The organism is Pseudovibrio sp. W64 (assembly GCF_001623145.1).
Lineage (GTDB): Bacteria > Pseudomonadota > Alphaproteobacteria > Rhizobiales > Stappiaceae > Pseudovibrio.
This window is the reverse complement of the sequence record NZ_LMCI01000018.1, coordinates 26,837-52,837: the sequence shown is the minus strand read 5'-3', so window position 1 is coordinate 52,837 and position 26,001 is coordinate 26,837. Positions and strand designations below refer to the sequence as shown.

At 54.0% G+C, this 26,001-nt stretch carries 21 protein-coding genes; 5 read left to right on the top strand and 16 right to left on the bottom strand.

Annotation, left to right across the window (positions count from 1 at the left end):
- Positions 1-298 precede the first annotated feature (298 nt).
- Both PsW64_RS09040 and PsW64_RS09035 read left to right on the top strand, forming a co-directional pair.
- Positions 299-796, top strand: coding sequence for a DUF4142 domain-containing protein (locus tag PsW64_RS09040; RefSeq protein WP_208980680.1), 498 nt, complete (start codon positions 299-301; stop codon positions 794-796).
- Positions 797-1,012: 216 nt separating this feature from the next.
- Positions 1,013-1,624: a hypothetical protein gene (locus PsW64_RS09035; RefSeq protein ID WP_063298185.1), complete on the top strand. Its 612-nt coding sequence runs from the start codon at positions 1,013-1,015 to the stop codon at positions 1,622-1,624.
- 59 nt (positions 1,625-1,683) lie between these two features.
- Here the strand turns inward: PsW64_RS09035 and ligA are convergent, their stop codons facing one another.
- Together ligA and PsW64_RS09025 are read right to left on the bottom strand one after the other, a co-directional pair.
- Entirely contained in the window at positions 1,684-3,876 is a 2,193-nt protein-coding gene (ligA, locus tag PsW64_RS09030) for an NAD-dependent DNA ligase LigA (RefSeq protein WP_208980679.1), read from the bottom strand.
- Positions 3,877-4,069: 193 nt separating this feature from the next.
- Positions 4,070-5,329, bottom strand: coding sequence for a glycosyltransferase family 87 protein (locus tag PsW64_RS09025; RefSeq protein WP_063293893.1), 1,260 nt, complete (start codon positions 5,327-5,329; stop codon positions 4,070-4,072).
- 335 nt (positions 5,330-5,664) lie between these two features.
- Here PsW64_RS09025 and PsW64_RS09020 point away from each other — a divergent pair, with 335 nt between their 5' ends.
- The 3 genes from PsW64_RS09020 (at position 5,665) to PsW64_RS09010 (ending at position 7,743) form a co-directional block, all read left to right on the top strand.
- Entirely contained in the window at positions 5,665-6,114 is a 450-nt protein-coding gene (locus tag PsW64_RS09020) for a hypothetical protein (protein ID WP_063293894.1), read from the top strand.
- A 190-nt stretch (positions 6,115-6,304) separates the two neighbouring features.
- The gene (locus PsW64_RS09015) at positions 6,305-6,988 is read left to right on the top strand and encodes an ATP-binding cassette domain-containing protein (protein ID WP_063303399.1); all 684 of its coding nucleotides are present in this window, start codon (positions 6,305-6,307) and stop codon (positions 6,986-6,988) included.
- A complete protein-coding gene (locus PsW64_RS09010) occupies positions 6,985-7,743 on the top strand; it encodes an ABC transporter permease (protein ID WP_063293896.1) in 759 nt (252 codons plus the stop codon). Before PsW64_RS09015 ends, PsW64_RS09010 begins: the two co-directional genes overlap by 4 nt.
- Before the next feature lie 242 nt (positions 7,744-7,985).
- On the opposite strand, the gene recN is transcribed toward PsW64_RS09010, so the two are convergent.
- The 14 genes from recN to PsW64_RS27875 all read right to left on the bottom strand — a co-directional run.
- On the bottom strand, positions 7,986-9,659 hold the full coding sequence (gene recN, locus PsW64_RS09005) for a DNA repair protein RecN (RefSeq protein ID WP_063303398.1): 1,674 nt from the start codon (positions 9,657-9,659) through the stop codon (positions 7,986-7,988).
- A gap of 33 nt (positions 9,660-9,692) precedes the next feature.
- Positions 9,693-10,559: an outer membrane protein assembly factor BamD gene (locus PsW64_RS09000; protein ID WP_057465730.1), complete on the bottom strand. Its 867-nt coding sequence runs from the start codon at positions 10,557-10,559 to the stop codon at positions 9,693-9,695.
- A gap of 153 nt (positions 10,560-10,712) precedes the next feature.
- Positions 10,713-11,675 (bottom strand): UDP-3-O-acyl-N-acetylglucosamine deacetylase, encoded by a 963-nt coding sequence (lpxC, locus tag PsW64_RS08995; RefSeq protein WP_057465827.1) that lies wholly within the window; start codon positions 11,673-11,675, stop codon positions 10,713-10,715.
- A gap of 247 nt (positions 11,676-11,922) precedes the next feature.
- The gene (ftsZ, locus tag PsW64_RS08990) at positions 11,923-13,686 is read right to left on the bottom strand and encodes a cell division protein FtsZ (RefSeq protein WP_063303397.1); all 1,764 of its coding nucleotides are present in this window, start codon (positions 13,684-13,686) and stop codon (positions 11,923-11,925) included.
- Between the two features lie 111 nt (positions 13,687-13,797).
- A complete protein-coding gene (gene ftsA / locus PsW64_RS08985; RefSeq protein ID WP_063289938.1) occupies positions 13,798-15,120 on the bottom strand; it encodes a cell division protein FtsA in 1,323 nt (440 codons plus the stop codon).
- The gene (locus PsW64_RS08980) at positions 15,117-16,031 is read right to left on the bottom strand and encodes a cell division protein FtsQ/DivIB (RefSeq protein ID WP_208980678.1); all 915 of its coding nucleotides are present in this window, start codon (positions 16,029-16,031) and stop codon (positions 15,117-15,119) included. The genes ftsA and PsW64_RS08980 overlap by 4 nt, the downstream gene beginning before the upstream one ends.
- Positions 16,019-16,945 carry a D-alanine--D-alanine ligase gene (locus PsW64_RS08975; RefSeq protein ID WP_208980677.1) on the bottom strand — a complete coding sequence of 309 codons (927 nt, stop codon included), beginning with the start codon at positions 16,943-16,945 and terminating at the stop codon, positions 16,019-16,021. The genes PsW64_RS08980 and PsW64_RS08975 overlap by 13 nt, the downstream gene beginning before the upstream one ends.
- A 46-nt stretch (positions 16,946-16,991) precedes the next feature.
- Positions 16,992-17,966, bottom strand: a complete 975-nt coding sequence (gene murB / locus PsW64_RS08970) for a UDP-N-acetylmuramate dehydrogenase (protein WP_063303396.1) — start codon at positions 17,964-17,966, stop codon at positions 16,992-16,994.
- The gene (gene murC, locus PsW64_RS08965) at positions 17,963-19,384 is read right to left on the bottom strand and encodes a UDP-N-acetylmuramate--L-alanine ligase (RefSeq protein ID WP_063303395.1); all 1,422 of its coding nucleotides are present in this window, start codon (positions 19,382-19,384) and stop codon (positions 17,963-17,965) included. The genes murB and murC overlap by 4 nt, the downstream gene beginning before the upstream one ends.
- A complete protein-coding gene (gene murG, locus PsW64_RS08960; protein ID WP_063303394.1) occupies positions 19,381-20,505 on the bottom strand; it encodes an undecaprenyldiphospho-muramoylpentapeptide beta-N-acetylglucosaminyltransferase in 1,125 nt (374 codons plus the stop codon). Before murG ends, murC begins: the two co-directional genes overlap by 4 nt.
- Positions 20,506-20,533: 28 nt before the next feature.
- Complete coding sequence (locus tag PsW64_RS08955) at positions 20,534-21,691, bottom strand: FtsW/RodA/SpoVE family cell cycle protein (RefSeq protein ID WP_063303393.1); 1,158 nt, start codon at positions 21,689-21,691, stop codon at positions 20,534-20,536.
- On the bottom strand, positions 21,691-23,091 hold the full coding sequence (gene murD / locus PsW64_RS08950; protein WP_063303392.1) for a UDP-N-acetylmuramoyl-L-alanine--D-glutamate ligase: 1,401 nt from the start codon (positions 23,089-23,091) through the stop codon (positions 21,691-21,693). The genes PsW64_RS08955 and murD overlap by 1 nt, the downstream gene beginning before the upstream one ends.
- 12 nt (positions 23,092-23,103) lie before the next feature.
- Positions 23,104-24,198: a phospho-N-acetylmuramoyl-pentapeptide-transferase gene (mraY, locus tag PsW64_RS08945; RefSeq protein WP_063289943.1), complete on the bottom strand. Its 1,095-nt coding sequence runs from the start codon at positions 24,196-24,198 to the stop codon at positions 23,104-23,106.
- Positions 24,199-24,208: 10 nt separating this feature from the next.
- On the bottom strand, positions 24,209-26,001 hold a 1,793-nt coding region (locus PsW64_RS27875), incomplete at its 5' end, for a UDP-N-acetylmuramoylalanyl-D-glutamyl-2,6-diaminopimelate--D-alanyl-D-alanine ligase (RefSeq protein WP_244277261.1).

Here is a 26,001-nt window from a genome sequence, read left to right as displayed (position 1 = left end):
AATATAGCAACAACATTGAAGAAGCGAGGCATCAGCAAAGAGATACACATCGTTTTGTAGGGCAAGGCATCTTCACTCAGTAACTCTTGCCTCACGCCAGTTTTGCTCTGTGATGTTTTATCAAGCTTGTTCTGAGTTACTTGAAATCCGGGAGGCCCTTTAGTGTTTTAAAGAGGAAGTATGCGTATACCTGCCAACGAGAATAACTCAGCTTAGCAATGGGAATATCTTCACTTCCGAAAGACAAACAACACTGTAACAACCTGAAAGAAAAACTATGAATACTGGTAAGTTACACATGACACGTCGGAACGCCCTCATTGGCATCTCCGGTTCTTTACTGGCAGCACCTGCTCTGGTTTCCTCCGCCCAGGCCAACCACCACGGCTCCACCGATTACACCAACAAGACGCTGACAATCAGCCCCTTCTCACTTGCCATCAGTGAAATGGCGACAATGAAGGCCAGCAATCCATTGGTGCGCCAGTTTGCAGAGCTGGAAAGCGAAGAACAAACTGCGGTCTCAAAAGTGATTGAATCCACAGGCGCCATGCCTCCCCCGCGTCCCGCTGCTCTGGAAGACATCTACAAGAAGCTGGAGGCCGAAAACGGTGAGGACTTTGACCGTCTGTACATCTCAGCTGAAATCACTGGTCATGAGGACTTGCTGAAGATTCAATCACCGGAATCCGGTAAAAAGCCTGTGAACGTGGATGTGGCAACAGCAACCATTCTGGTCGCTTTCATCCATACCCATCTGGCGATGCTGGCAGAGATCCGCAAGCAAATCGGCTAAACAACTCATTCAAACATCTCAGAAAACACCAGTGGTGCGCTCCGGCCTCACTGGTGTTTTCCTGTCAAATTCAGCCACCCCAACGATCACATCTTCAAATTTGGCTCAATTATCGCTGTCTCCCGAGAGATCTTGCTAAGATTTCCTGCCCACTCTCTTAGTCACGGATGTTGCTTTTGGAGAACATCTGACCGCAACTGGAATGGAGTTTGAGATATGCCGAAGGTCATTTGCAGATATAAAAACTACGATGACTTCTATAAAAACCGCACAAGCATCTGGGCTGAAATCAGACGTCGGATGAACATCCACGCGACGGACACTGCAAGCTTCGACAAACTCATTTTCCAGGGCAAGGCAGCCATCCGGCTGACCTACGACAATCATGTCGAAGACGCGCCGGATATGAAGAAAGCCAGAACGAACATTGCCGCACTTGAAAAAGAGAAAGCAAGAACCTTCCGCTTTGTTCAGGCCTCCAAGTCACTGGAAGAGGATATCTCGACAAAACACAAAATGCTCAAAGTGCTCGAAAGCCAGCTGAAGCAGCAGGAAAAAGACCCTAAAACTGATCCCAACTATCGCGATACGGCGAAAGAGCTCAAAAAGCTGCTCAAGCTCCAACCTGCAGTCAAAAAGAAGATCCAGGAATACGACAGTGCTCTGAAAGCACTTGAAAAAGCTGAAGCAGACTACGACCCGCTGAAAAAGCAGGTTGAAAAAACCATCCCAATGAGCGTTCAGACAGACGGCAAAAACATGATGCTCTATATCGGCGGACGCGCCGAAGCATCTGTCCGCCTAAGAGCAACATTGGCGCAGAAGTAGGTTTTGCCGCAAACCTGCGAATGCAGCGAGAGGAGCCAAACAGCTCCCTCGCTTTTTAATTATTGATCGCCAACCAGCACGAACCAGTCATCCTCTGAGATAACCTGAACACCAAGGCTCTGTGCTTTGGTGAGCTTAGACCCAGCCTTCGGACCCGCGATCACCAGATCAGTTTTCTTGGAAACAGAACCAGACACTTTCGCACCCAGACTTTCCGCACGTGCCTTCGCCTCATCCCGGCTCATACGCTCCAAACTACCTGTAAACACGAGTGTTTTTCCAGCAACGGGACTGTCAGAGCTATCAGCAACAACCACATCAAGCGGGGTGATCTGGTCAATCAGTGCAGCAAGCGCGTCGCGGTTATGTTCCTCTGCAAAGAACTCGACCAGAGCATTGGCAACCGTACCGCCAATTCCGTCAATGTCATTGAGTTCACGGTAAGCTTCTGAAGTTGCATCAGTTGCTGCAATCATGGCATCAGAAAAAGCACTCCAGGAGGAGTACGCCCGAGCCAGAAGCTTGGCATTTCCCTCTCCAACATGGCGAATTCCAAGCCCGAAAATCAAACGGTTCAGTTCAATTTGCCGTTTGCTATCAATAGCTTCAAACAGCTTGCGCGCAGAAACAGCACCAAACCCCTCACGCGAACGCAGCTTGTTGAGCGAGCTCTTGTCCCGCTCCGCTAATGTGAAGATGTCCGCTGGTGTGCGGATCCCACCTTTATCCATGTCATATTCGTAGAACGCTTCCACCTGCTTCTCGCCCAGTCCTTCAATATCGAAGGCATTACGGGAAACGAAATGCTTAAGCTTCTCAATCGCTTGCGCTGGACAAATCAAACCACCTGTACAACGGCGAATAGCATCAACCTTGCCAGAGTTCGGATTGACTTCGCGAACGGCATGAGAGCCACAGGCCGGACAATTCACGGGATACTCGAACGGAACCGAATCTTCTGCCCGTTTACTCAAGTCCACGTCCACGATTTGTGGGATAACGTCACCGGCACGCTGGATAATCACCGTATCACCAACACGGATGTCCTTGCCATCTCGGATGGGTTCACCATCCTGACCAATGCCTTTGATGTAGTCTTCATTGTGAAGAGAGGCATTAGAGACCACAACACCGCCAACCGTGACAGGCTCCAGCTTTGCAACCGGAGCCAGTGCACCTGTTCGTCCCACCTGAATTTCAATGGCATTGAGCATTGTAAACGCGCGTTCTGCCGGAAATTTATGAGCAATTGCCCAACGCGGTGAGCGCGATACGAAGCCAAGACGGCCCTGTAGATCCAGCCGGTCCACCTTGTAAACCACACCGTCAATATCATAGCCAAGACCGGAGCGATCCTCCTCGATCCCATGATAGACTTTCAGGAGTTCCTCAGCGCTCTCACAGCGCTTCATCAGCGGGTTGATCTGGAAGCCCCACTGCCCGAACAGCTCCACCATGCCCATCTGTGTCTCAGCAGGAACCTCACTCATGTCCCCCCAGGCATAGGCGAAGAACTTGAGCGGGCGGGTCTTGGTGATCTCGGAATTTAGCTGACGCAAAGACCCTGCTGCCGCATTGCGCGGGTTGGCAAACACCTTGCCGCCATTGGCTTCCATACGCGCATTCAGTGCCGCAAAGTCCGCATGGCTCATGTAAACTTCGCCGCGCACTTCAACCACATCCGGCACACCCGCAGGCAACACCTGCGGAATATCCTTAATGGTCAGCGCATTAGCTGTCACATTCTCACCAGTGGTGCCATCACCACGGGTTGCGGCATAAACCAGTTTGCCGCTCTCATAGCGCAAAGAAAGGGAAAGGCCATCAATCTTCGGCTCAGCCGTCACCGCAAGTGCGCCCATCAACGGATCATACTTTAAGAAGCGCCGCACTTTGCCAATGAAGTCCTGCACATCCTCGTCAGAAAACGCATTATCCAGCGAGAGCATCGGTACGGCGTGAGTGACCTTGCCAAAGCCTTCCGCAACAGCACCACCAACCCGGTTGCTCGGGCTGTCTGCGCGCACCAGTTCCGGATGAGCAGCTTCCAAAGCCTCGTTCCGGCGGCGCAGCGCATCATAGGTCGCATCATCAACAATCGGCGCATCTTTGGTGTGATAGGCCGCATCATACTCAGCTATCAGCCCCGCCAGCCGCTCCAGCTCCAGCGCAGCTTCGTCCGCGTTCAGGGCTTCAATTTCTTTTTGAGAGGTATCAGCAAGGCTCACCGGTTTACTCACCTGTTTAATCATCAACTGGGCATTAGTCTTATCGCCACCGGGAATAACACACCAGCCAGAACAGTTAAGATTTAGACAGGAATTACTCTGGACCCGAGAAAAGTTGGTCCATGACTTTGCGCAGTTTGCGTTGCTTTGTGTGATTTTGCGTTGATCTGCGTTTTTTACGTGAAACCTGCGTTCCTAAGTAACGGACGGCCAAGGCTCAGGTTGTCCCGAGCCCTTCATCCTTTTCACGCTCATCAGAAAGGGAGTTATCCCCCTCCTCTGGTTCATCCCCTACACTAACTTGCATCTGATCAATACCAACCATCCGCGTTAACACAGCAGCCAACGCCAGCGCCGTGAAGATTGGCCCCACCGGGAAGCCATGAGCCGCCAGCGCAATATTGACGATTGGCAAAAGATAAACCGCAAACAATAAGAGCGGCGCTACAAACGGAGAATTCGCGTCATCATCAAACAGACCAGTGCGTGTCGCATAAAGGTAGAGCGCCGGAGAAAGCACTGCATAGTCCCAGAGGAACAGGAAAGGCGTTGCAAGCAAAACACACAGCGTCACAGCAAGGTTGCGGGCAATCGGTTCACGCTCACGCATAAACAGCCAGAACACCACCACGAACGCCAAAACAGTGAAAGGCAATTGTACCAGATATCCAGCCGTCGCAGAAAACCCAAGCGCCCGCATCGCCCCAAACGCAGATGGAATCAGATAAAGGAAGCTGCCCTCACCCTGGTCCATGACTGTTGCCAGTAAGGACGGAACCGTATCCAGATAGATCCACCAAAGACCAGACCCAAAAAACACAGCAGAGGCATCAACAAGAAACGCCACTGTCGCAACACACGCACACAGCGCGATGATACTGCGGTGAGCAATCAATATAATCGGGATCAGCATAAACAGCTCAGGCTTGATGGAAACACACCCAAGCAACACACCCGCCCACGCCGGATGCCGGTCCAGCAACCGCAACCCGCCATAAAGGAACCCGCCAGCCAGCATGCCAAACTGACCGTAAAACAGGTTTACCAGAGTTGCTGGGGCGAAAATGAAAAAGGTGAATGCACGAATAGGCGCTTTACGGCTAAAGGCGACAGACAACGAGAGCAAAGCTCCCATCCCCATCCAAAGGCTATAAGCCTGCAGGTAGGTCAACCCAGACAGCGGAACCAGAAAGACCAGCAGACTTGGCGGATGCACCCAAGCGTAAAAGCCGGAGCCACCAGCCACATTGCGCTGTACTTCATCATAAAACCAGCCAAAGTCATAAAGCTGCGCAGCTTGCCCCGCCACAGCCATGCGAGAGGCAAGCAGGAACTGGTAGAAGTCGCCCCCCACCCTGCGCAGATCGAATCCGTCAAGGCCCATCACCGATCCAAACAGATACAGCGGATAAACCACCACAATCAGCAGCAGCGCGATGACAAAATAGATCTGTAAGCGGGCGAACGAGATAAACATCTACCGGCCTCCATCTATGCATATCCCCGTAAGTGGTTCCGGTTTTCGGATGAGAATATGCGCAAGTATAAAGTCTTGGTTGCCGGAGAGTTTAGAAGATACCAAGTTAATTATTTGAATACGCTACGTAATTTAAGATTCTTTTAGGGAAATGAAACAATGTTCACGAGAAAAAGATGAGAAATTCTACTCATTTCAGGGTCTCCTAAAAATTTAACAGATTATAAACATGCAACCTATCGGTAAAGATATCACCAGAAAAATTCATTAAGGAATTTGACTGAATTGTGACATCTGCCTAATTAGCCTCAACGTAAATTTGGGGTAGTTGGGAAATGAAATCCTATTTTGTAGCTGGCGTCGTAGCATCCAGCATTCTCTTGGCCGGTTGCGGCACAGTTGTTCGCGGCACATCTGAAGACATCAAAATCGATGTAAAGCCAGCAAACGCAAAAATCACATCAACAACAGCGCATACTTGTGTTGGACCTTGCGTGATCAACGTTCCACGTAAAAAAGAATTCACTCTGACTGCATCTGCACCGGGCTACCAGTCTCAGGTCATCGATGTTCAGACCCGCGTCAGCGGCAAAGGTGCAGCTGGCATGGCTGGCAACATTATCCTTGGTGGTGTTATTGGTGTTGGTGTTGATGCAGCGACTGGCGCAACTCTGGATCACTATCCAAACCCGGTTACTTTCAATCTCAAGCGCGGCAAAGGCTCCCGTAAGCTGACCCCTGCTGAGATCAAACTGATGAACAAGGCGAAAGCCCCGACTTCTTAATCGGGCAACGTCAGTGAGGGGCATCGGATCGAACCATGCCCCTTACATTCAACAGCTCCATGAGAGCACAAGCAGCACATGACCTTGGCTCACCCAAATAAGGTCCACTCCCAAAACACCATGGCCACCACTCCCTCCTTGATTTTCCACAGCAACTAGGGAACTCTCCCTCCTGCAATCAGGAGTTCCAATGGCCGCCCCTCAGGACGCAGAGCGTGTGCCTCTTATCGAGGCCCGAAATATCTCAGTCACCAAGCAAGGGCGCCAGCTCTTTCACGCCTATTGTTTCAAGCTGTATGAAGGCGATAAACTGTGCCTCCGCGCCCCTTCCGGTCGGGGCAAAACGGTTCTCCTGCGCATTCTCGCAGGGCTGGATAAACCGGAGGCAGGCGAGCTGCTCTTCAACGGCGTCTCTTACACAGCAGGCGGGCGAACACAGCTCCACAAACGACTCAACTGGCTCCCTCAACGCGTGAGCCCTCTGGCAGACCATATTCGCGAGGCCTTGCTGGCACCGTTTGAGCTGCAAGCCAATCACAAACGCAAGCCATCAGATACTCAGATGCTTCAGGCTCTCACAGCAGCGGGCCTGCCCAACACGGCACTCGATCAGGCGACAAGCAGCCTTTCCGGCGGCGAACGTCAACGCCTCGCACTCGCCCGTGCGCTGCTTCTGCAACGTCCTTTGTGGATTGCAGACGAACCCACAGCAGCCCTCGACAAAGCCCATGCCCTCGCCTGTGGTGACCTGCTGATGGAAAACACCGGGACACTGCTGGCTGTCACCCACGACGCCCACCTTCAAAGCAAGATTGATCAGGTAATTGAACTGCCCGAACCAGCACAGCCAGGCTCACAGGAGCGCGCGCAATGACCTCAAATGTCGCGTGGAGTGATCTGGCTCTCTTTTATCTCATAGCAATCATCCCACTGTCCCTGCTCTGGACTATGGGCCTCAAAGACCTCTCCCGGGATCTGGCAATATCCATTGCCCGCATGAGCATTCAGCTGCTGGTCATCGGGTTCTATCTGCAAACCGTCTTCGATCTGGACAATCTGGCCCTCAACCTGCTCTGGCTGGTCGCCATGGCAATAATCGCTGCAATCACCTCGGCTGGTCGTGCACAAATGCCCCGCCTCAAATCAACAGCCCCGCTCACGGCAGCCATACTCATTGCCATGCTGCCAGTACTGCTGATGTTCATCGTAATCCTCAGCCGCCCTGTGCCGTGGTACTCTGCGCAGGTCACCATCCCAATCGCCGGCATGCTGCTCGGCAACGCTCTGGGGTCGCTGGTCATCGCCCTGCGCCGGTTCAACTTGAGAACACCGGAAGATAAGGAACACATCGAGCTGCTCACCACCATGGGAGCGACCAAACTGGAAGCCCGGCGAACACTCGTCAAATCCTCCCTGCGCGCAGCCGCCTCCCCCGTTATCGCCAGCATGGCAACACTGGGACTGGTCTCGCTGCCCGGAATGATGACAGGTCAGATTCTCGGCGGCTTCAACCCGATCGAGGCGGTCCAGTACCAGATCGCCATCATGCTCGGCATCTCCGCCACCCAAACCCTCGCCATCATCCTCGCCCTCCGCTTCACCATCTATATGGAGCCAGAGTACGAGTGATCAGAGACAAAGAGTCTTACACCGGCAATTCTTGGCCATCAGCGATTTTGCGGGAGGGCCTGAGCTTTTTCGGTCTGATGGAATGAGCCAACATACGGGCAATTACTTTGTGACAGTCTACCTGTGCATCGTCGGAGACGCGATTCCGGGCACCTGAGACTATAAGTAAGTCAATAACTTACCATAGGAGGGCATCAAGTTTACCCTTATGCGTTGCAGGAATTCCGATCAAAGTAGGAGGCTTAAATCAGCTCTTCCTGGCCCATCAGGCGTTTTGCAGCGGCACGGGCTTCTTCGGTGATGGTGGAACCGGCGAGCATACGGGCGATCTCTTCGTGTCGGTCGCCCTCGGCGATCTCAGTCACGCGAGTCGCCACACGGTCCTTTTCCACCTCATCCTTGCGGATCAGGAAGTGACCATTGGCACGTGCAGCCACTTGCGGTGCATGCGTCACTGTCAGCACCTGAACACTGTTCGCAAGGCGGGCAAGACGTACGCCAATCGCTTCAGCCACGGCACCGCCAACACCCGTGTCGATCTCATCAAACACCAGTGTCGGAGACGAGCCCTTATCTGCCAGCGACACCTTCAGCGCCAACAGGAAGCGGGAGAGTTCACCACCAGAGGCAACCTTGAACATAGGTCCCGGACGAGTACCCGGGTTGGTCTGCGCCCAGAACTCGACAGTGTCGATACCGGACGGCCCGCGCTGTTCAACATCACTCTCGATATTGATGATAAACCGCGCCCGTTCCAGCTTCAGAGCCGGAAGCTCAGCATGAACCGCAGCCTCAAGGCCTTTAGCAGCTTTCTGACGCTTCTTTGACAGCGCAGCCGCCAGCTTGTCATAGGTTTGCTTGGCAGCTTCTACAGCGCTTTCCAGCGCCTGTAATTTCTCTTCACCTGCATCCAAATCGGAAAGGTCACCTTCCATCTGGGCCCGCAGTTTAGCAAGGTCATCCGGCTGTACAGAATACTTGCGAGCCGCAGCCCGCAATGCGAACAGACGTTCTTCCGTCTGCTCCAGCTCTTGCGGGTCAAAATCCGTATCACGCAGTGCCTGCTCCAAACCACCGCGCGCTTCCTCCAGCTGGTCCAGAGACCCGCCGATGGCTTCAACCACACTTGTCAGATAGTTCGGAGCAAGATCAACTTTGCGCTCAAGACGGCGCAACAAACTGGAAAGCTCAGGGATTGGAGAGGCTGGTCCGTCAAGTGCCTCATAGCCCTCGCGCAGATCGCCTGCAATCTTCTCCACCTGCATCATATCCTGACGCCGCAGAGCAAGCTCGTTCTCTTCTCCGTCACGAGGATCAAGCGCGCTCAATTCATCAGCACTGGAGCGCAGATAATCCGCCTCACGGCGGGCTTCTTCAATGCGCGCAACATGATCTTTCAGAGCCTTCTCGGCAGTGCGAACCGCTTTCGCGCTCTGCCCCACCTTCGCAGCATCACCTTCCAGCCCGCTAAAGCTGTCCAGCAGCTGACGATGGCTCTCAGGATCAATCAGGGCGCGGTCGTCATGCTGCCCGTGAACCTCAACCAGCAACTCTCCGATCTGCCGCAGCAAACCAGCACTCACGGGTGAGTCATTCACAAACGCACGGGTACGTCCATCAGATGCCTGAACACGGCGCAAGATGATGTCGCTGTCGTGCTCTAGTTCATTTTCCTGAAGAAGGGTGCGCAGAGGATGCGCCATTGGAACGTCGAAAACCGCGCTCACCTGACCGCGGTCCTGACCATGCCGAACCAGTCCGGCGTCTCCTCGCCCACCAAGGGCGAGGCTTAAACTGTCGAGAAGAATAGACTTACCTGCACCGGTTTCACCCGTCAGAACACTCATGCCGTCGCTGAAATGCAAATCCAGCTTATCAATGAGAACGATATCCCGAATAGAAAGCGATGCCAGCATGGTAGTCTAGGAAACTCCGATTCCTTGAAAGGCTTAAAGGAGTTTCATATCCCCAAATGCCCTGCTAAGCCAGCTGCCTTTGTTCTCATGTGGCTCCAGACCGCCCTTTTTCAAAAGAGAAAACGCATCTTTGTACCACTGGCTCTGCGGGAAGTTGTGTCCCAGCACCGCTGCAGCTGTCTGTGCTTCGTTCGTCACACCAAGTGCATAATAGCTTTCGGTCAGACGATAGAGCGCTTCTTCAACGTGACGGGTGGTCTGATAATTGCTCACCACAGTCTTGAAGCGGTTGATAGAGGCAAGGTAGTTACGGCGCGCCAGATAGTAGCGGCCAACTTCCATTTCCTTACCAGCCAGCTGATCTTCCGTCGCGCGGATACGCTGACGAGCCTGCTTGGTGTATTCAGAATCTGGGTAACGCTGAACAACTTCACGCATTGCGTCCAATGCTTTGGCGGTCACAGCCTGGTCACGACCCACATCTGGGATCTGACGGAAGTAGGACTCACCAATAATGAAGAGCGCGTAGGCGGAATCATCGTTACCAGGATAAAGCGAGGTAAAGCGCTCAGCAGCGGAAATCGCTTCAGGATACTTACCCATTTTGAAGTTCAGGTAAGCAATGTTAATCAGCGATTTACGCGCGAATTCGGAGTAAGGATAGATGCGGTCAAGCTCGTAGAACTTTTTCGCAGACGCTTGCACGTCGCCAGATGCACGAAGAGCCAAAGCCTCATTGAACATCACTTCCGCAGGAGTTTCATCCAGCGCAAGATCATCAACATCATCCTTGGTTGCACAGCCCGCAATAACGAGTGCCATCGCCAAAGAGGTATATCTAATCGCTCTTTTGAGGCGATTAGCCCCCAAAGCAGTCCCGGCAGCATCTGAACGCAGCAATGTTTCCGACTCCTATCGTGTTGGGATTCGGGTAAAATCCCTCCCAGTTCACGCTTCTATCTCAATGTTTGGATAACGTCACGTAGTACCACAGCATTTGCCTCGAATTTATGTCGGAATAGAGGCAAAAACCGTTGAATAACTATTTTAGCCTCAGGAGACGTTAGGGCCAAATGCTGCAGCCTGCAGTCCGCCAATCAACTCGGCATGACCTTTTTCGCGTGCGTGACGATCTACCAGAGCAACATCAGCTTCGACAATTTCAAAAGCATCCGGGTTCTTGAAAAGCTCCACAAGGATGCAGTGATTCATACGGTGACCGCCTTTGTAAGAGCGGTACTCGCCCAAAATTGGCAGACCAGCAAGAGCAAGATCACCGATCGCATCAAGGCTTTTGTGACGTACGAATTCGTTTGCCCAACGGGTTCCTTCAGGGTTCAGAACGCGATCACCGTCAAGAGCGACGGAGTTCTCTAAGGAAGAGCCCATGGCAAAGCCAAGCTTCCAGAGCTTCTCAACATCCTGCACGCTACCAAAGGTACGGGCACGGGAAATTTCATCACGGAAGTAATCAGGTGTCAGGTCAAACTTGAGCTGCTGACAACCAATTTTCTCGTGATCAAAATCGATGGTGATGTCAAAACGGGTGCCGTCAAACGGGTTGAGTTCACACCACTGATCACCGGAAACGTAACGAACTTTTTCTTTGATGCGAATAAAGCGACGCTTTGTGCCGAGCGTTTTCAGGCCAACGCGGTCGATAGCTTCAACGAATGCTTCGGAGCTACCATCCATGATTGGCATCTCAGGTCCGTCAATGTAAGCGGTCACATTGTCAACGCCCATACCGCGCAGAGCAGCCATCAGGTGCTCAACGGTAGAGATGCCGCTGTCATGAGGATCACCAAGTACGGTGCACAAAGATGTTGCAGTGACTTCCTTCCAGTTTGCTTCCGTCTGCACGTAGCCACCCTTGGTGCTACGATGGAAAACAATGCCGGAGTTCGCGTCTGCTGGGTGAAGTGTAATGGAAGCTGGACCGCCAGAGTGAACCCCAATACCATTCAAGGTTACACTGTCCGCAAGCGTTGTCTGTTTTTCGACACGCATTCCCATATTGTTCCAGCCTTTATCATTCCGCTCCAGGTACATACTGAACCTCACGAGCCACTACTTTCGAATACCCTCTGCGGGTTGGCTGGAACATAGCTCTTGGAGCTTACCAAATAAAATAAAGCTTTATTACGGTTTGTAACGTCCTGAAAATTTTAGGTACATTTACCGACAATTCCATTTAAAAACGCAAAGCAGCAACCCGGAAAAATCCGGATTGCTGCTCGAGAGGCGCGAGTTCTGTTGATAATCAGGTGGCTTGGCGGCGCAGGAACGCCGGGATTTCCAACTGATCATCTTCGATCATTTGTGAGCGTGCAGGTGCAGGGCGTCCACCAGCGTCCAGAGTCCCGGCTGCACCGTGATTCTGAGGCTCGGTTGGACGAGGCGCTGCTGGCTGGCGTGGAGCCTCAGCAAACGCATCTGCCTGTACTGGCTCATGGTGCTCCATGTGCTCATCTTCACGGCGGCCAAGACCACCAGTCAGACGGCGCAGAAGACCCATTGGCCGACGCTCTTCTTCCAAATGATGCTCATCATGCTCTTCAACCTGCTGGGCCATAGTGGCTGGTGCTGGCTGAGGAGTTGCAGATGCCGGCTGTGGTGCAGGCGCTGCAGCAGGAGCATCCGTGCGCGCACGAATTTCACGCTGTGCAATTGGCGGAAAGTCTTCAACACGTGGCATACGTGTCTGAGGCTCTACCTTTTGTGCAACAGGTGGAATAAATGGCTCAGGAATATTGGTAGGCTCATCAAAAGCCTGTGTTGGTTCCTCAAGTGCATCATATTCCTGCACAGGCTCATAACGACGAGACTGATAAGGAGAAATTTCCACTTCCGGGTCAGTTGCAACAGCAACCGGCTCAGAGTGCATAAGTGTTTCGGCTGCTGCGGAGCCCATCGCGCGCATCGCACGAACTGGGGTGGGTGCAGGAGCTACTTCTACCGGCGCAGCTACCGCTGGACTGGGCGTAGGCGTAGTAGCGCTCTGCAGACGCTCTGTGAGTTCAGCCATACGAACCTCTGCAGGAGAGATATCTTCACGCAGCTCTTTGTCGATGCCGGTGGCAACAACAGAAACGCGGATAATACCGTCCAGAGATTCATCGAAGGTCGCACCAAGAATGATGTTCGCTTCCGGATCTACTTCCTCGCGGATACGAGTTGCAGCTTCATCAACTTCAAACAGCGTCAGGTCGTTACCACCAGTGATGGAGATAAGCAGACCGCGCGCGCCCTTCATGGAAGTCTCGTCAAGCAGCGGGTTCGCAATCGCAGCTTCAGCAGCCTGGATGGCACGCTGTTCGCCGGATGCTTCACCGGTACCCATCATCGCTTTACCCATGCCACGCATTATGGAGCGTACATCAGCAAAATCGAGGTTGATGAGACCTTCTTTGACCATCAGGTCAGTGACGTTCGCTACACCGGAATACAGCACCTGATCAGCCATGGAGAAGGCGTCAGCAAAGGTGGTCTGTGCATTCGCAATGCGGAACAGATTCTGGTTTGGAATAACAATAAGAGTATCAACATTACGCTGTAACTCTTCGATGCCGGCTTCGGCAACACGCATACGTCTGGACCCTTCAAACTGGAAGGGTTTGGTAACCACACCGACGGTCAGTATACCTTGTTCACGCGCAGCTCGAGCAACAACTGGCGCAGCACCGGTACCGGTGCCACCACCCATACCCGCGGTGATAAACACCATATGCGAGCCGGACAAGTGATCGTTGATCTCGTCAATAACTTCTTCAGCAGCAGCTGCACCAACTTCAGGCTGGGAACCAGCGCCCAAGCCTTCCGTAACAGCAACGCCCATCTGGATAACACGCTCAGCCTGGCAAAGTGCCAATGCTTGTGCATCCGTATTAGCAACAACAAAGTCACAGCCCTGAAGACCGCTCGTTACCATGTTATTTACGGCGTTTCCGCCACCGCCACCAACACCGAATACGGTGATCCTGGGCTTCAATTCCTGAATATCAGGCATTTTCAGGTTGATTGTCATATTAACCTCGCGACCCTAATAACATGCCCGAAGTCGGGCATGTCGTTCTTCCTCTCGTGCGTCCGCCGCATCTGGCGAAACTCGTGATAGTGGGGGTTATGCGCTTCCCCACTAGAAACTTTCTCTAATCCACTGACCAACCCGAGCCAGATAGCTCCCGCGCCCTTTAAGGCCACGGCGTTGGTGCCGGGGTTCGAATTGCTCAATCTGCGCCACCTGCGGATAAATCAGCAGGCCCACAGCTGCCGAGAACGCCGGACCCTTGGCTTCCTCTGGCAAACCGGAAATACCCAGCGGACGCCCCAGACGCACACTGCGCCCAAGAATGCGTCGTGCCGTTTCAGAAAGACCAGTCAACTGACTGCCCCCACCTGTCAGCACAACACGCTTACCCACTCGGCCTGCAAAACCAGAAGCGACAATCCGGTCTCGCACCATCTCCAATATCTCTTCAACGCGCGGGCGAATAACCCGCGTCAGCATCGCCCGGGGGATCTGCGTTGGCAGATCGCCATCCGTATCCACGGGCGGCACCTGAATAAAATCACGGTCATCCACCACACTCGGCAGCGCAGACCCATGTAAAACTTTCAAACGCTCAGCAGCTTCCATCCGTGTGGAGAGCGCGCGCGCCACGTCCATGGTGACGTGATTACCGCCAACAGCCAGCGCATCCAGATGCACCATTTGACCATCAACAAAAATCGAAAGCGTGGTTGTGCCACCACCCATATCAATACAGGCAACACCCAGCTCAATCTCGTCTTCAACCAGCGTGGAAAGGCCTGCCGCGTAAGGCGTCGCAACCAGTGACTCCACTTGCAGGTGTCCACGTTCGATACAAAGCTCCAGATTACGCACCGGCGGCACTTCTGCAGAAACCACCTGCATGTCCACGCCCAGCTTGCGGCCCATCATGCCGCGCGGATCACGAATGCCGCGGTTGCCATCCAGCCCGTAGGAGATCGGCAGCGCATGCATCACCGCCCGCCCCTCAGTCGCCGTATGGGTAGAACCCGCCGCCAGCACACGCTGAATATCGGCCTCAGTCACACCTTCAGTTCCAAGCGGCACAGTGGCGGAGAAGATCTCGCTCTGCAGACGGCCACAGCTGACGGTCACCAGCAGCGTTTCCACCATCACACCGGCCATACGCTCGGCCTGATCAACCGCGCGGCGGATCGCCTGCTCAGCCTGATCCATGTCCACAACAACGCCGGACTTCATGCCTGCGGACGCCTGATACCCGTATCCCAGCACCTCAATGCCATGCGAACGGCCCGGCATCAGGTCTTCCTCATCACCAGGCACCAATTTCGCGATAATACAGCACACTTTCGTGGAGCCGACGTCCAGCACAGAAACCACAACAGATCTGCGGCTCGGCAAAGGCCGCATCCGCGGCAGAAAAATCACGTTCTTATTCGAGCTCATGTGTCCCTCCCGGAGTTGGAGGGCGTACCCCGTTGCTCGATGGTGGTTTTGCGGCGAATGGCGGCGTCATCCGAAAGACGCACCACAACGCGATCCTGCAAACGCAGGTCCACCGCGACGATATCGCGGGAGAGCAAACCACCTTGATCATCCAGCTTCTTAAGTTCCGCCAGCGCATCGCCAACATCAAATTCTGGCAGACGCACTGTAATTCCGTTTTCCAGGGCAAGATCCCAGCGTCGTTCGGAGCGCAGCTTTGCAGCGCGCACCCGGGCACGGATACCTGGGAAATTGTCCAGCTCGCTCATAATCTCACCAGCACGCAGCTGCGCACCGTGATTGACCACGCGAAGCAAATTCGCATAACGGCCATCCACCTCATCGGTGATGACCTCGCCTTTTTTGGTGATGACAGACGTAATGTCCCCACGCTGCCAGAGCGCATAAGGCTCTTGCTCTTTGATCATCACACGCAGCGTACCGGGGTAGAACTTCTGGATTGCCGCATTCCGGATCCAGGCAATACCTTCCAGACGCTCTTTCGCGTCAGCCGCATCAAACAACATCAAAGAAGGACGTTCGTGAAGTTCAAGCGCTTCCAGCACCTGAAACTCGGTAACACGCTGCAAACCTTCCATTTTGATCTCATTCACCGCGAAACCGACGGAGGATGTAACTGATTCGCTCACATTACGGGCGTGTCCACCCAGCGTAATGCCATAAGCAGCGGACAATGCAAGGAAGCCAAAAGCGCCCGCAGTTGGTGCCCAGGATGGGATAAGTGCAAAAAATCCAGTGACCCCCCAAGCGGGTCTCTGGTGCAAACGCGATACGCCACGACTTCTGAAGCGATAGCTCCAGACGCCTGTGCGTTCCCGCAATGCATCAAATTTTGCCTTTATCTTCCGCAACTTGCGTCCTCCACGATCCAACTCACCAATTCTTGAAAATCATGTCCGGCGTGTGCCGCGATTTCCGGGAGCAGTGATGTTGGCGTCATGCCGGGTTGAGTGTTCACCTCAAGACAAATCAGTTCTCCTAGGCCACCGGGTCCTTCGTTAAAACGGAAGTCGGCGCGTGTAACGCCGCGACACCCCAGAGCCTGATGTGCCTTGAGACTTGATTTTTGTATTTCTTGGTAAACAGATGGTAAAATTTCCGCAGGAAGTATGTGTTGTGAACCGCCTGGGACGTATTTTGCGTCATAATCGTAATAAGTGTGACCCAGCGGTACAATTTCTAGTACCCCTAACGCCACATCACCCATCACCGCGCACGTCAATTCGCGGCCTGGGATGTAACGCTCGACCATGAGCAAATCACCATACTGCCAATCTTCGCGTGTCAATTCCTGCGGAGGATGCTCTTGCCCCTCCTTCACAATCAGCACACCGAAGGACGATCCTTCGTTGATTGGTTTGATCACATAAGGCGGCTCCATCACATGACGGCGCGCAGCATCAGCGCGGCTGGCCACAATGGCATTGGCAACCGGAACACCGGCAGCCTTCATCACGGCCTTCGCCTTTTCCTTATGCATGGCAAGCGCAGACGACATCACTCCGGAATGGGTATAGGGAATATCGAGCACTTCCAGAATACCCTGAATAGCTCCGTCTTCACCAAACGGCCCATGCAGCGCATTGAATGCCACGTCCGGTTTCAGCTCCTGAAGCACAGCAGAAATGTTGCGGTCAACATCTACACGCGTGATCTGATAACCAGCCGCTTCCAGAGCGTCCGCACAGTCTTTGCCTGAAGACAGAGAAACAGGCCGCTCAGCAACCCATCCACCCATCAAAACTGCAACATGCTTGGTCATCACAAAACCCAATCCTGATTTAAACGCCTAAAACAACACGTGAACGGAATTAGCCCGCTTTACCCAAAAACGGCTCAATCGCCGCTCCGTCCACAAACGCCCCAAGACGCTTGATTTCCCATTCCAGACGCGTCCCTGTCTTTGCCAGAGCATCCCGGCGAACAGTCTCGCCAAGCATTTCCAAATCGTGAGCGGTAGCGTCTGCAACGTTCAACATAAAGTTGCAGTGTAATTCCGACATTTTTGCGCCGCCGATCTGCAATCCACGACATCCAGCCGCATCAACCACCTTCCAGGCACTGTTGCCGTCAGGATTCTTGAAAGTGGAACCACCGGTTTTCTCGCGAATGGGCTGTGCTTTCTCACGATGAGCAACAACTTCAGCCATTTCTGCGCGAATCTCGTCTTCACTCTGCGCAAAACCTTCAAACACCGCACTGGTAAAAATCAGGTCCTTGGAGGCAGAAGAATGGCGATACGCATAGCCCATTTCCTCATTGGAAAGAGTGAGGATTTCGCCGGATCGTGTCACCGCGTTAACGTTAACAACGCGGTCCTTTGTCTCTGTCCCGTGAGCCCCTGCATTCATGCGCAAGGCGCCGCCAACAGCACCCGGAATGCCGGTGTAAAACGCAAATCCACCCGTGTCCGTCTTGGCCGCTTCTTCCGCCAGCTTCTTGTCAGGAACGCACGCCCCTGCCCGCAGCTTATGGCCGCCAAGGTATTCAACCTGACCAAACCCGCGGATTGGCAGACGAATAACAACACCTTCAATGCCACCATCACGCACCAGCAAGTTGGAACCAAGCCCAACCACAGTCACCGGCACATCCTCAGGCAGTGCTTTCATGAACACAGCCAGATCTGCCTCATCAGCAGGCTGGAACATCAACTGCGCAGGGCCACCCACACGGAACCATGTCACAGCAGAAAGCAGCTGGTTCGGAATAAGACGACCGCGAATATCTTCGACAGCATCACCAAGAAGCGGCAGGAGATCAGGGTAGCTTACAGTTTGGCTCATACAGTCTCTCCTTTGGGAGAGAGCGCTTCCAGCTCTACAGGCAACTTGTAAGCCCACTGGGTAATGTTCCCTGCGCCAAGGCAAATCACCAGATCACCCGGCTCCGCCAGCTCCGCAATCTTGCCAGCCAGCTCATCAGGACCGGCAATGCTGTGAACCGAACGGTGACCACCAGCACGCAGACCGGAAATCAGATCAGCCTGACCAGCCCCTTCAATCGGCTGCTCACCAGCTGCAAACACAGGTGTAATCACAACCTTGTCTGCATCATTGAAGCAGGCACAGAAATCTTCAAACAGGCTCTGCAGGCGCGTAAAACGGTGCGGTTGCATCACAGCAACCACCTTACCTTCAGCTGCCTCACGCGCCGCATGCAAGACGGACTTAATTTCAACTGGATGGTGCGCGTAATCGTCAAAAAACTCTACGTCGTTCCAGGAGCCAGTGCGCGTAAAACGACGCTTCACTCCGCCAAAGCTTGCCAGCCCCTTGCGGATGTTCGCATCAGAAATACCGAGAGAATGCGCCAGAGCAATTGCAGCCGTCGCATTGGACACGTTGTGCAGACCCGGCATTGGCAACACCAGATCTTTCAGCTCAGTTACCTTGTCCCCGCGGCGATCATGAATGATCACGGTGAAGATGGACTTGCCACCCTTGGTGGAGACATCAGTAAAGCGAACATCAGACTGTGGGTTGGTGCCGTAAGTGATGATCCGGCGGTCTTCAATCTGGCCCACAAGGCTCTGCACCTCTGGGTGATCCAGACACATAACCGCAAAGCCGTAGAACGGAACGTTCTCAACGAACTGGGCAAACGCAGCACGGACACCATCAAAGTCGCCGTAGTGATCAAGATGCTCAGGATCGATGTTGGTCACCACAGCAATATCAGCAGGAAGTTTGACGAATGTCCCGTCGGACTCGTCCGCCTCAACCACCATCCAGTCACCCTCACCCATGCGGGCATTGGTGCCGTAAGCGTTGATGATACCGCCATTGATAACAGTCGGGTCCATATGACCAGCATCCAGCAGCGCCGCAACCATGGAGGTCGTCGTCGTCTTGCCGTGTGTGCCGCCAATGGCAATCGCTTGTTTAAAGCGCATCAGCTCAGCCAGCATTTCAGCGCGGCGGACAACAGGCATGTTGTTTTCGCGTGCAGCCTTCAGCTCAACATTGCTGCCTTTGATTGCGGAAGAGATGACGCAAACATCCGCACCTTCCAGGTTCTCGGCAGCATGACCCACCATGACCTTGATGCCCTTATCACGCAAACGCTGCACGTTTGCATTCTCGGACATGTCAGAGCCCTGAACACGGTAACCAAGATTATGCAGCACCTCGGCAATACCGCTCATGCCAATGCCGCCGATACCGACGAAGTGTACTCCCCCAATGTCTACTGGCATTTTCATGAGGCAATCTCTTTCTGTTCAGTTGCCGGTGCAGCACCAACAAGTGTTTCGGTCAGATCCGCAAGGCGCTGTACAGCTTCCGGCGCGCCCTGCGCCTGTGCTGCGTGTGCTGCCTGTGCAAGACGGCCCGGATTATCCATGAGTTCTTTCAGCTCACGGGCCAGTCGTTGCGGATCAAGTTCTTTTTGTGGGATCGGCCATGCGCCACCTGCCTCAGCAAGCACATTCGCATTCATGCCCTGATCGTTATCAAGAGCACCCGGTAAAGGCACTAAAATTGAAGGACGCCCAATCGCTGCCAGCTCGCATACAGTACCAGCACCGGAACGGCTGATAACCAGATGAGCCGCCGCAATGCGCTCAGGCAAATCCGTAAAGAAGGACGCCACCTGCGCGGCAACACCCATCTCGCGATAAGAGCTTTCAAGCCCCTCCAGATCTTCAGGGCGAGCCTGCTGCACAACGACCAGCTGCTCGCGATCTTCCGGCGCCATCAGCTTCAACGCAGCCGGCAAAATCTGAGAGAATACACGCGCTCCTTGCGAGCCACCAAACACCAGCAGATGAAAGGCGCCGCCTTTTTCAGGTGCGTTATAAGTCTGACCACACACCGCAATCACATTGTCACGCAGTGGATTGCCGGTCATCGTCGCTTTAGCAGCCAGATCAGCAGGCAGTGTTTTCAGCGGAAAACTGGTTGCAACCGCACTTGCGCCTTTGGCCAGCATCCGGTTCGCCCGGCCCATCACAGCGTTGGCTTCATGCAAAATGGATGGAACGCTTAAGAGACGGCCAGCAAACATTGGCGGAAAGGTCGGATACCCGCCAAAGCCGACAATCGCAGCAGGTTTAGCTGCGCGGATTGCTTTCATGGCCTGCAACGTACCCAAGCCAAGTTTGATTGCCGTCTTGGCAAGAGAAATCGGGTTCTTGCCGCGAATGGTATCGCTCTTGACCAGATGCACGTTATCTGCCGGAAACGCGCTGCCATACTTGTCTGCGCGACTGTCCGTGATCAGCTCAACACCATACCCACGGCGCTTCAGCTCGCAGGCCAGCGCTTGTGCAGGAAACAGGTGGCCACCCGTTCCTCCAGCAGTGAGCATAATCTTTGGCTTCATTTCACTCTCCGACACAGGCAAAACTCTTTTAGGCAGGCTGCACAGGGGCAGCACGGGTAACGGTAATAATCGGGTTCTTGCGCGGTTGCGGACGTTTGCGCGTCAGCGCCAGCACAAAACCCATCGTCAGGGAGATCGCCATCAACGACGACACACCTGATGAGATCAATGGAAGGGTCATTCCCTTCGCAGGCATAAGATTGAGGTTCACCGCCATGTTGATGGTGCTTTGCAGGCCAAACATGACAATAAGACCGGAAGACGCCAGACGGCCAAACGGGTCCTGATCCTGTGTTGCCATGTAAAGGCCACGCAGCACAACAAACGCAAAAACGGTCACCAGCACCACACAAACAATGATGCCGTATTCTTCCGCAGCCACTGCAAAAATGAAGTCCGTATGACTATCGGGCAAAATCCGCTTCACCGTACCTTCACCCACACCGCGGCCTAGCCACCCTCCGGCAATGAAGGAGTCGATCGCTTTGTCGATCTGGTAGGTGTCACCGGAAGACGGATCCAGAAAACGCATGATACGCCCGCGAACGTGCGGCAGATACGTAAAGCCTGCAGCAACGCCAAGAATGCCCATGATCCCAAGCGGCACAATCGCCAGCCAGGACAACCCGTTCAGGAAGAACAGCGCAAACAGAACAATGGTCAGCAGCATGGTCTGCCCAAAGTCAGGCTGTGCCACAAGCATGGCGGCCACAATGCCAAACAGAAGAATGGAGATCAGCTGCCCCGGAATGTCCTGGGCTTTACGCCCCTCAGACAACAGAAACGCAATGATTACCACCAGCACTGGCTTGATAAACTCTGACGGCTGAATGGAAACACCAAACAAGCTCACCCAGCGCCGCGCACCTTTAATGTCAGACCCGAAAAACAGCGTGCCCAACAACAGCACCAGCATCACGCAGAACACCACCAATGCCACCCGGCGTATATAGCGCGGCGACAGCGCAGAAACGCCCAGCATCACAGCGGCGCTTGGGATAAGGAAAAGCGCCTGCTTCTTCACAAAGTAGAAGCTCTCAAGCCCGAGGCGTTCGGCAACAGGAGGGCTCGCGGCAAGAGACAACACCAGACCTGACACCATCAGCGTGAAGATGCCGATCAGCATGTAACGGTCAATCGTCCAGAGCCATTCTGCAAATGCACTGCGATCCGTACGTGATACCATCAGCGTGCTCCCTCACCCTTCAGCATTTTGGCAGCAGCAACAGCCGCGCTCACAAATGCATCCCCGCGAACTTCAAAGCTCTTGAACTGGTCAAACGAGGCGCAGGCCGGAGACAGCAAAACCACCGCCTCACGGCTCTGATCCCGAGCAGCATCTTGTGCCGCAGCCTCAACAGCCAGTTCCAGAGAGCCAAACTTGTGCGCCTCAACAGACCCAGCAAGCTCTTGCTCAAACTCTTCCGCCGCTTCCCCAATCAGGTAAGCCTTCACGACTTTCGGGAAGTAGGCTTTAAGCGAAGAAATCCCGCCCGCCTTCGGACGACCACCAGCAATCCAGTAAATCCGGTCAAATGCCGCCAACCCGTGGGCAGCAGCTTCCGCATTGGTTGCCTTGCTGTCATTCACAAACAAAACCTTGCCTGCTTCAGCAATCAGCATCAAACGATGCGCAAGACCCGGGAAGGTCGCAAGCGCCCTCGCAATCTCGTCAAGCTCCAGCCCAAGCGCTGCACAAACCGCAACAGCAGCAGAGGCATTCTGCCCGTTGTGAGAGCCACGCAAAGTGTTGGAGGAAGACAGGTCAGCCACAACCACCTGCTCTTCATCAAAAACCTCAAAGACCTTGCCGTCTTCAGCATAAACGCCAAACTCGACAGGCCCCAGACAAGAGATCAGCTCAACTGGCTCACCGCTTTCTGCCCGGCGCTGAGCAATGGCAGCGCTGTACTCATCGTCCACGCCGACAACAGCCAAACGCGCCGCTTTGACAATCCGCTCTTTGATGGACGCGTAATTCTCCATGTTCCCATGCCGGTCCAGATGGTCCGGCGACAGGTTCATCATCACCCCGATATCCGGCACAAGACTTGGGGCAAGATCGATCTGGTAGGAGGAGACCTCAACCACATAGACACGATCCTCGGAAAATTCTTCGAGATCCAGAACCGGACGGCCAATATTGCCCCCCATCTGAACATCCATGCCGCATTCTTTGAGTACATGCGAGATCAGTGCAGTCGTGGTGGATTTGCCGTTGGTCCCAGTGATGGCAACAAACGGCGCTTCAGGACAAACCGCTTCCCGCTCATTGACGAAAAGCTCCACATCCCCAATCACCGGGATACCAGCCTGCCTCGCCCGCTCCACACTCCAGTGCGGCGTCGGATGCGTCAGCGGAACACCCGGCGCGACAACCAGCGCTGCATAGCGGGACATATCCGCCTCACGCAGATCGATGGCGGCAAGCCCGTATTCTTCAGCCGTGGCAACACTGGCCTCATTATCGTCCCACACATCAACGCGAGCCCCACCAGCCTCAAGCGCACGCGCAGTCACAAGCCCGGACCCTCCGAGCCCGAACAATGCGACTTCTTTGCCTGCAAGATGACGGATAGGGATCATGTGTCGAACCTCCTAGCGCAGCTTCAGTGTGGCAAGACCAACAAGGGCCAGCACAACAGCAATGATCCAGAAACGAATAACCACCTGACTCTCAGTCCAGCCCAGATGCTCAAAGTGGTGGTGAATTGGCGCCATGCGGAACACACGCTTGCCAGTCAGTTTGAACGACGCCACCTGCACAATCACTGAAACCGCTTCCAGCACAAACAGACCGCCGATGATCGCCAGAACAATCTCGTGCTTGGTCGCAACAGCAATCGCGCCCAGCATACCGCCCAGAGCCAGAGAACCCGTATCACCCATGAAGATCGCAGCAGGCGGAGCGTTGAACCATAAGAACCCAAGCCCAGCCCCAATCACCGCACCACACACAACAGCAAGCTCACCTGTGCCCGCCACATGGTGGATCTGCAAATAGCTGGAGAACACAGCGTTACCAGTCAGGTATGCGACCAAACCAAACGCGGCAGCAGCAATCATCACCGGTACAATAGCAAGACCGTCCAGACCATCAGTCAGGTTCACCGCATTGCCCGCGCCAACAACAACAAAGGCAGCGAATGGGATGAAGAACAGACCAAGGTTCAGCGTCAGCTCTTTAAAGAACGGAAAACCGATGCTGGTGGAAAATGGCTCGGCATCCAGCAGTGTCACAGCAAAAGCAGCAAGGCCTGCAATCAGGAACTCAAGACCCAAACGCGCTTTACCGCCAAAGCCTTTGTGCGAAGACTTGGTGACTTTCAGATAGTCATCATAAAAACCGATAAGCCCAAAACCGACAGTCACACCCAGAACAATCCAGGTGTAGGGATTGCGAAGGTCAGCCCACAACAGCGTCGCAACAATCATCCCGGAAAGGATCATCAGGCCGCCCATGGTAGGCGTACCTTTTTTTGTCAGCAGATGGCTTGCAGGCCCGTCTTCACGAATTGGCTGCCCATGTCCCTGACGCGAACGCAGCGCATCAATGATGCGTGGGCCAAACAGGAACACAAACAGCAAAGCAGTCATAATCGCGCCGCCGGTACGGAACGTAATGTATTTAAAAACATTCAGCGCAGACAGGGAAGGATAAACCTCTGAAAGCTCCGCCAGCAAATATAGCATTTAGTCAACCTCAGGACTTACCGGTTGCAGCCGGTTCAGGAAAACGTTTCTTCAAGGCATCCACAAGTGGACCCATACGGGTTCCAAGGGAGCCCTTTACCATCACGATGTCGTTGGGACGCACTTCCGACAACAGGTCTTTTTCCAGTTTGTCGGAGGTCTCTGAATAGGCGCCTCTGGTCTGTGCAGGCAACAGGTCCCAGAGCACCTTCATGTGAGTACCCACACAATAAACCACGTCGATCTTTGCGCGCTCCAGTTCACGCGCAAGGTCTGCGTGCAACTTGTCGGAATCTGCACCTAATTCGAGCATATCTCCCAATACGGCGATGCGACGGCCATTCTTCGCAACGGGCAGACCAGCCACCAGATTGATCGCAGCGCGCATACTCGCCGGGTTGGCATTATAGCTCTCGTCAACAAGCAACGCCGTGCCACCATTCACATCAAGAACGGTCTGCGCACCACGCCCTTTCGGCGCAGACATTTCTGCAAGGGCCAGACCAGCAAACGCAAGATTGGCCCCCAGCTCCATAACCCCGGTCAGCACGCCCAGTGAGTTGATCACATGGTGTGCACCCGGAGCGCCGATCTTGTAGGAAATCTCCTGCCCGAGAATATTGGCATTCAGACAAGAACAATCAGGGTTTGCAGCCACTTTTTTGGCAATGGACTGAGCACCCGGCTGCATGCCAAAGCTGACAATGTTCCGCACCCCGGCCACAGCTGCCAGATAACGAAGCAAGTCATACTGGCGGTTATCCCGGTTCAGGATCGCCACACCACCCTTTTCGATGCCAGTGAAGATCTCAGCCTTCGCACGCGCGATATCTTCAACGGAGTTAAAGGCTTCCAGATGCACGGGCTCCACAGTGGTCACGATTGCCACATGCGGACGAACCATTTTCACCAGTGGAGTAATCTCACCGCGGTGGTTCATACCAATCTCGAAAATGCCAAACTCAGTATCAGCATGCATACGCGCCAATGTCAGTGGTACACCCCAATGGTTGTTGAAGCTCGCCACAGGTGCATGGGTAATACCGGACTTGGACAGGCAGAGACGCAAAGCTTCTTTCGTGCCTGTCTTTCCAACAGAACCAGTAACCGCGATGATCCGCGCTTTCGAGCGCGCGCGCGCAGCCACACCAAGGCGCTCCAACGCTTGAAGCACATCATCAACAGCCACATAGCGGCCACCTTCCGGCAGCTCAGCAAGCTTGTCACGCGCAACAACAGCCACAGCAGCACCGGCCTCAACAGCTGTTCCTGCGAACGCATGACCGTCAAAGTTCTCGCCCTTGATCGCGAAGAAGGCTTCACCGGGTTGGATCACCCGGCTATCAATGGAGATTCCGGTTATGTCATCACTCAGATCACCGTAAACATCCCCATCTACTGCCTCCAGAAAATCGTTAAGCAGCCACAGCGGCCCACGGTCTAATTCAGGCAGTTCAATCATTTGCCGCTCATATTCCGACTTAATGTCCGGGTCCAATAGGTTGATATGGGGGACGATAGTCCACTCAGGCTTGTCTATCGCTGACTTGAGCTTTGGTTTTTCTTCGGTTTTACGCTCAAAAGCAGCAGTCTCAGCCGTCTCAGCAGGTTCCTCAGAAGCAGGTAACCCACCTATTGCTTCTGTGCCGTCCTGCTCATCGGGTTGAGTGGACTGCGATACATCTTCCGTGACCTCCGGAGCAACCTCTTCAAGACCTTCATCCGCAAGAAATGCATCCGCATCCGCGTTTGGCGCCTCTTCCGGCTCAACAGCACTCACTGTCGCGACTTCAGGGTTCTCTT

Bases quoted from the DNA above. Each gene is read 5' to 3' on its own strand.
- PsW64_RS09040 (WP_208980680.1), top strand. From the start codon at position 299: ATGACACGTCGGAACGCCCTCATTGGCATCTCCGGTTCTTTACTGGCA.
- PsW64_RS09035 (WP_063298185.1), top strand. From the start codon at position 1,013: ATGCCGAAGGTCATTTGCAGATATAAAAACTACGATGACTTCTATAAA.
- ligA (WP_208980679.1), bottom strand. From the start codon at position 3,876: ATGATTAAACAGGTGAGTAAACCGGTGAGCCTTGCTGATACCTCTCAA.
- PsW64_RS09025 (WP_063293893.1), bottom strand. From the start codon at position 5,329: ATGTTTATCTCGTTCGCCCGCTTACAGATCTATTTTGTCATCGCGCTG.
- PsW64_RS09020 (WP_063293894.1), top strand. From the start codon at position 5,665: ATGAAATCCTATTTTGTAGCTGGCGTCGTAGCATCCAGCATTCTCTTG.
- PsW64_RS09015 (WP_063303399.1), top strand. From the start codon at position 6,305: ATGGCCGCCCCTCAGGACGCAGAGCGTGTGCCTCTTATCGAGGCCCGA.
- PsW64_RS09010 (WP_063293896.1), top strand. From the start codon at position 6,985: ATGACCTCAAATGTCGCGTGGAGTGATCTGGCTCTCTTTTATCTCATA.
- recN (WP_063303398.1), bottom strand. From the start codon at position 9,659: ATGCTGGCATCGCTTTCTATTCGGGATATCGTTCTCATTGATAAGCTG.
- lpxC (WP_057465827.1), bottom strand. From the start codon at position 11,675: ATGGGAATGCGTGTCGAAAAACAGACAACGCTTGCGGACAGTGTAACC.
- ftsZ (WP_063303397.1), bottom strand. From the start codon at position 13,686: ATGACAATCAACCTGAAAATGCCTGATATTCAGGAATTGAAGCCCAGG.
- ftsA (WP_063289938.1), bottom strand. From the start codon at position 15,120: ATGAGCTCGAATAAGAACGTGATTTTTCTGCCGCGGATGCGGCCTTTG.
- murB (WP_063303396.1), bottom strand. From the start codon at position 17,966: ATGAGCCAAACTGTAAGCTACCCTGATCTCCTGCCGCTTCTTGGTGAT.
- murC (WP_063303395.1), bottom strand. From the start codon at position 19,384: ATGAAAATGCCAGTAGACATTGGGGGAGTACACTTCGTCGGTATCGGC.
- murG (WP_063303394.1), bottom strand. From the start codon at position 20,505: ATGAAGCCAAAGATTATGCTCACTGCTGGAGGAACGGGTGGCCACCTG.
- PsW64_RS08955 (WP_063303393.1), bottom strand. From the start codon at position 21,691: ATGGTATCACGTACGGATCGCAGTGCATTTGCAGAATGGCTCTGGACG.
- murD (WP_063303392.1), bottom strand. From the start codon at position 23,091: ATGATCCCTATCCGTCATCTTGCAGGCAAAGAAGTCGCATTGTTCGGG.
- mraY (WP_063289943.1), bottom strand. From the start codon at position 24,198: ATGCTATATTTGCTGGCGGAGCTTTCAGAGGTTTATCCTTCCCTGTCT.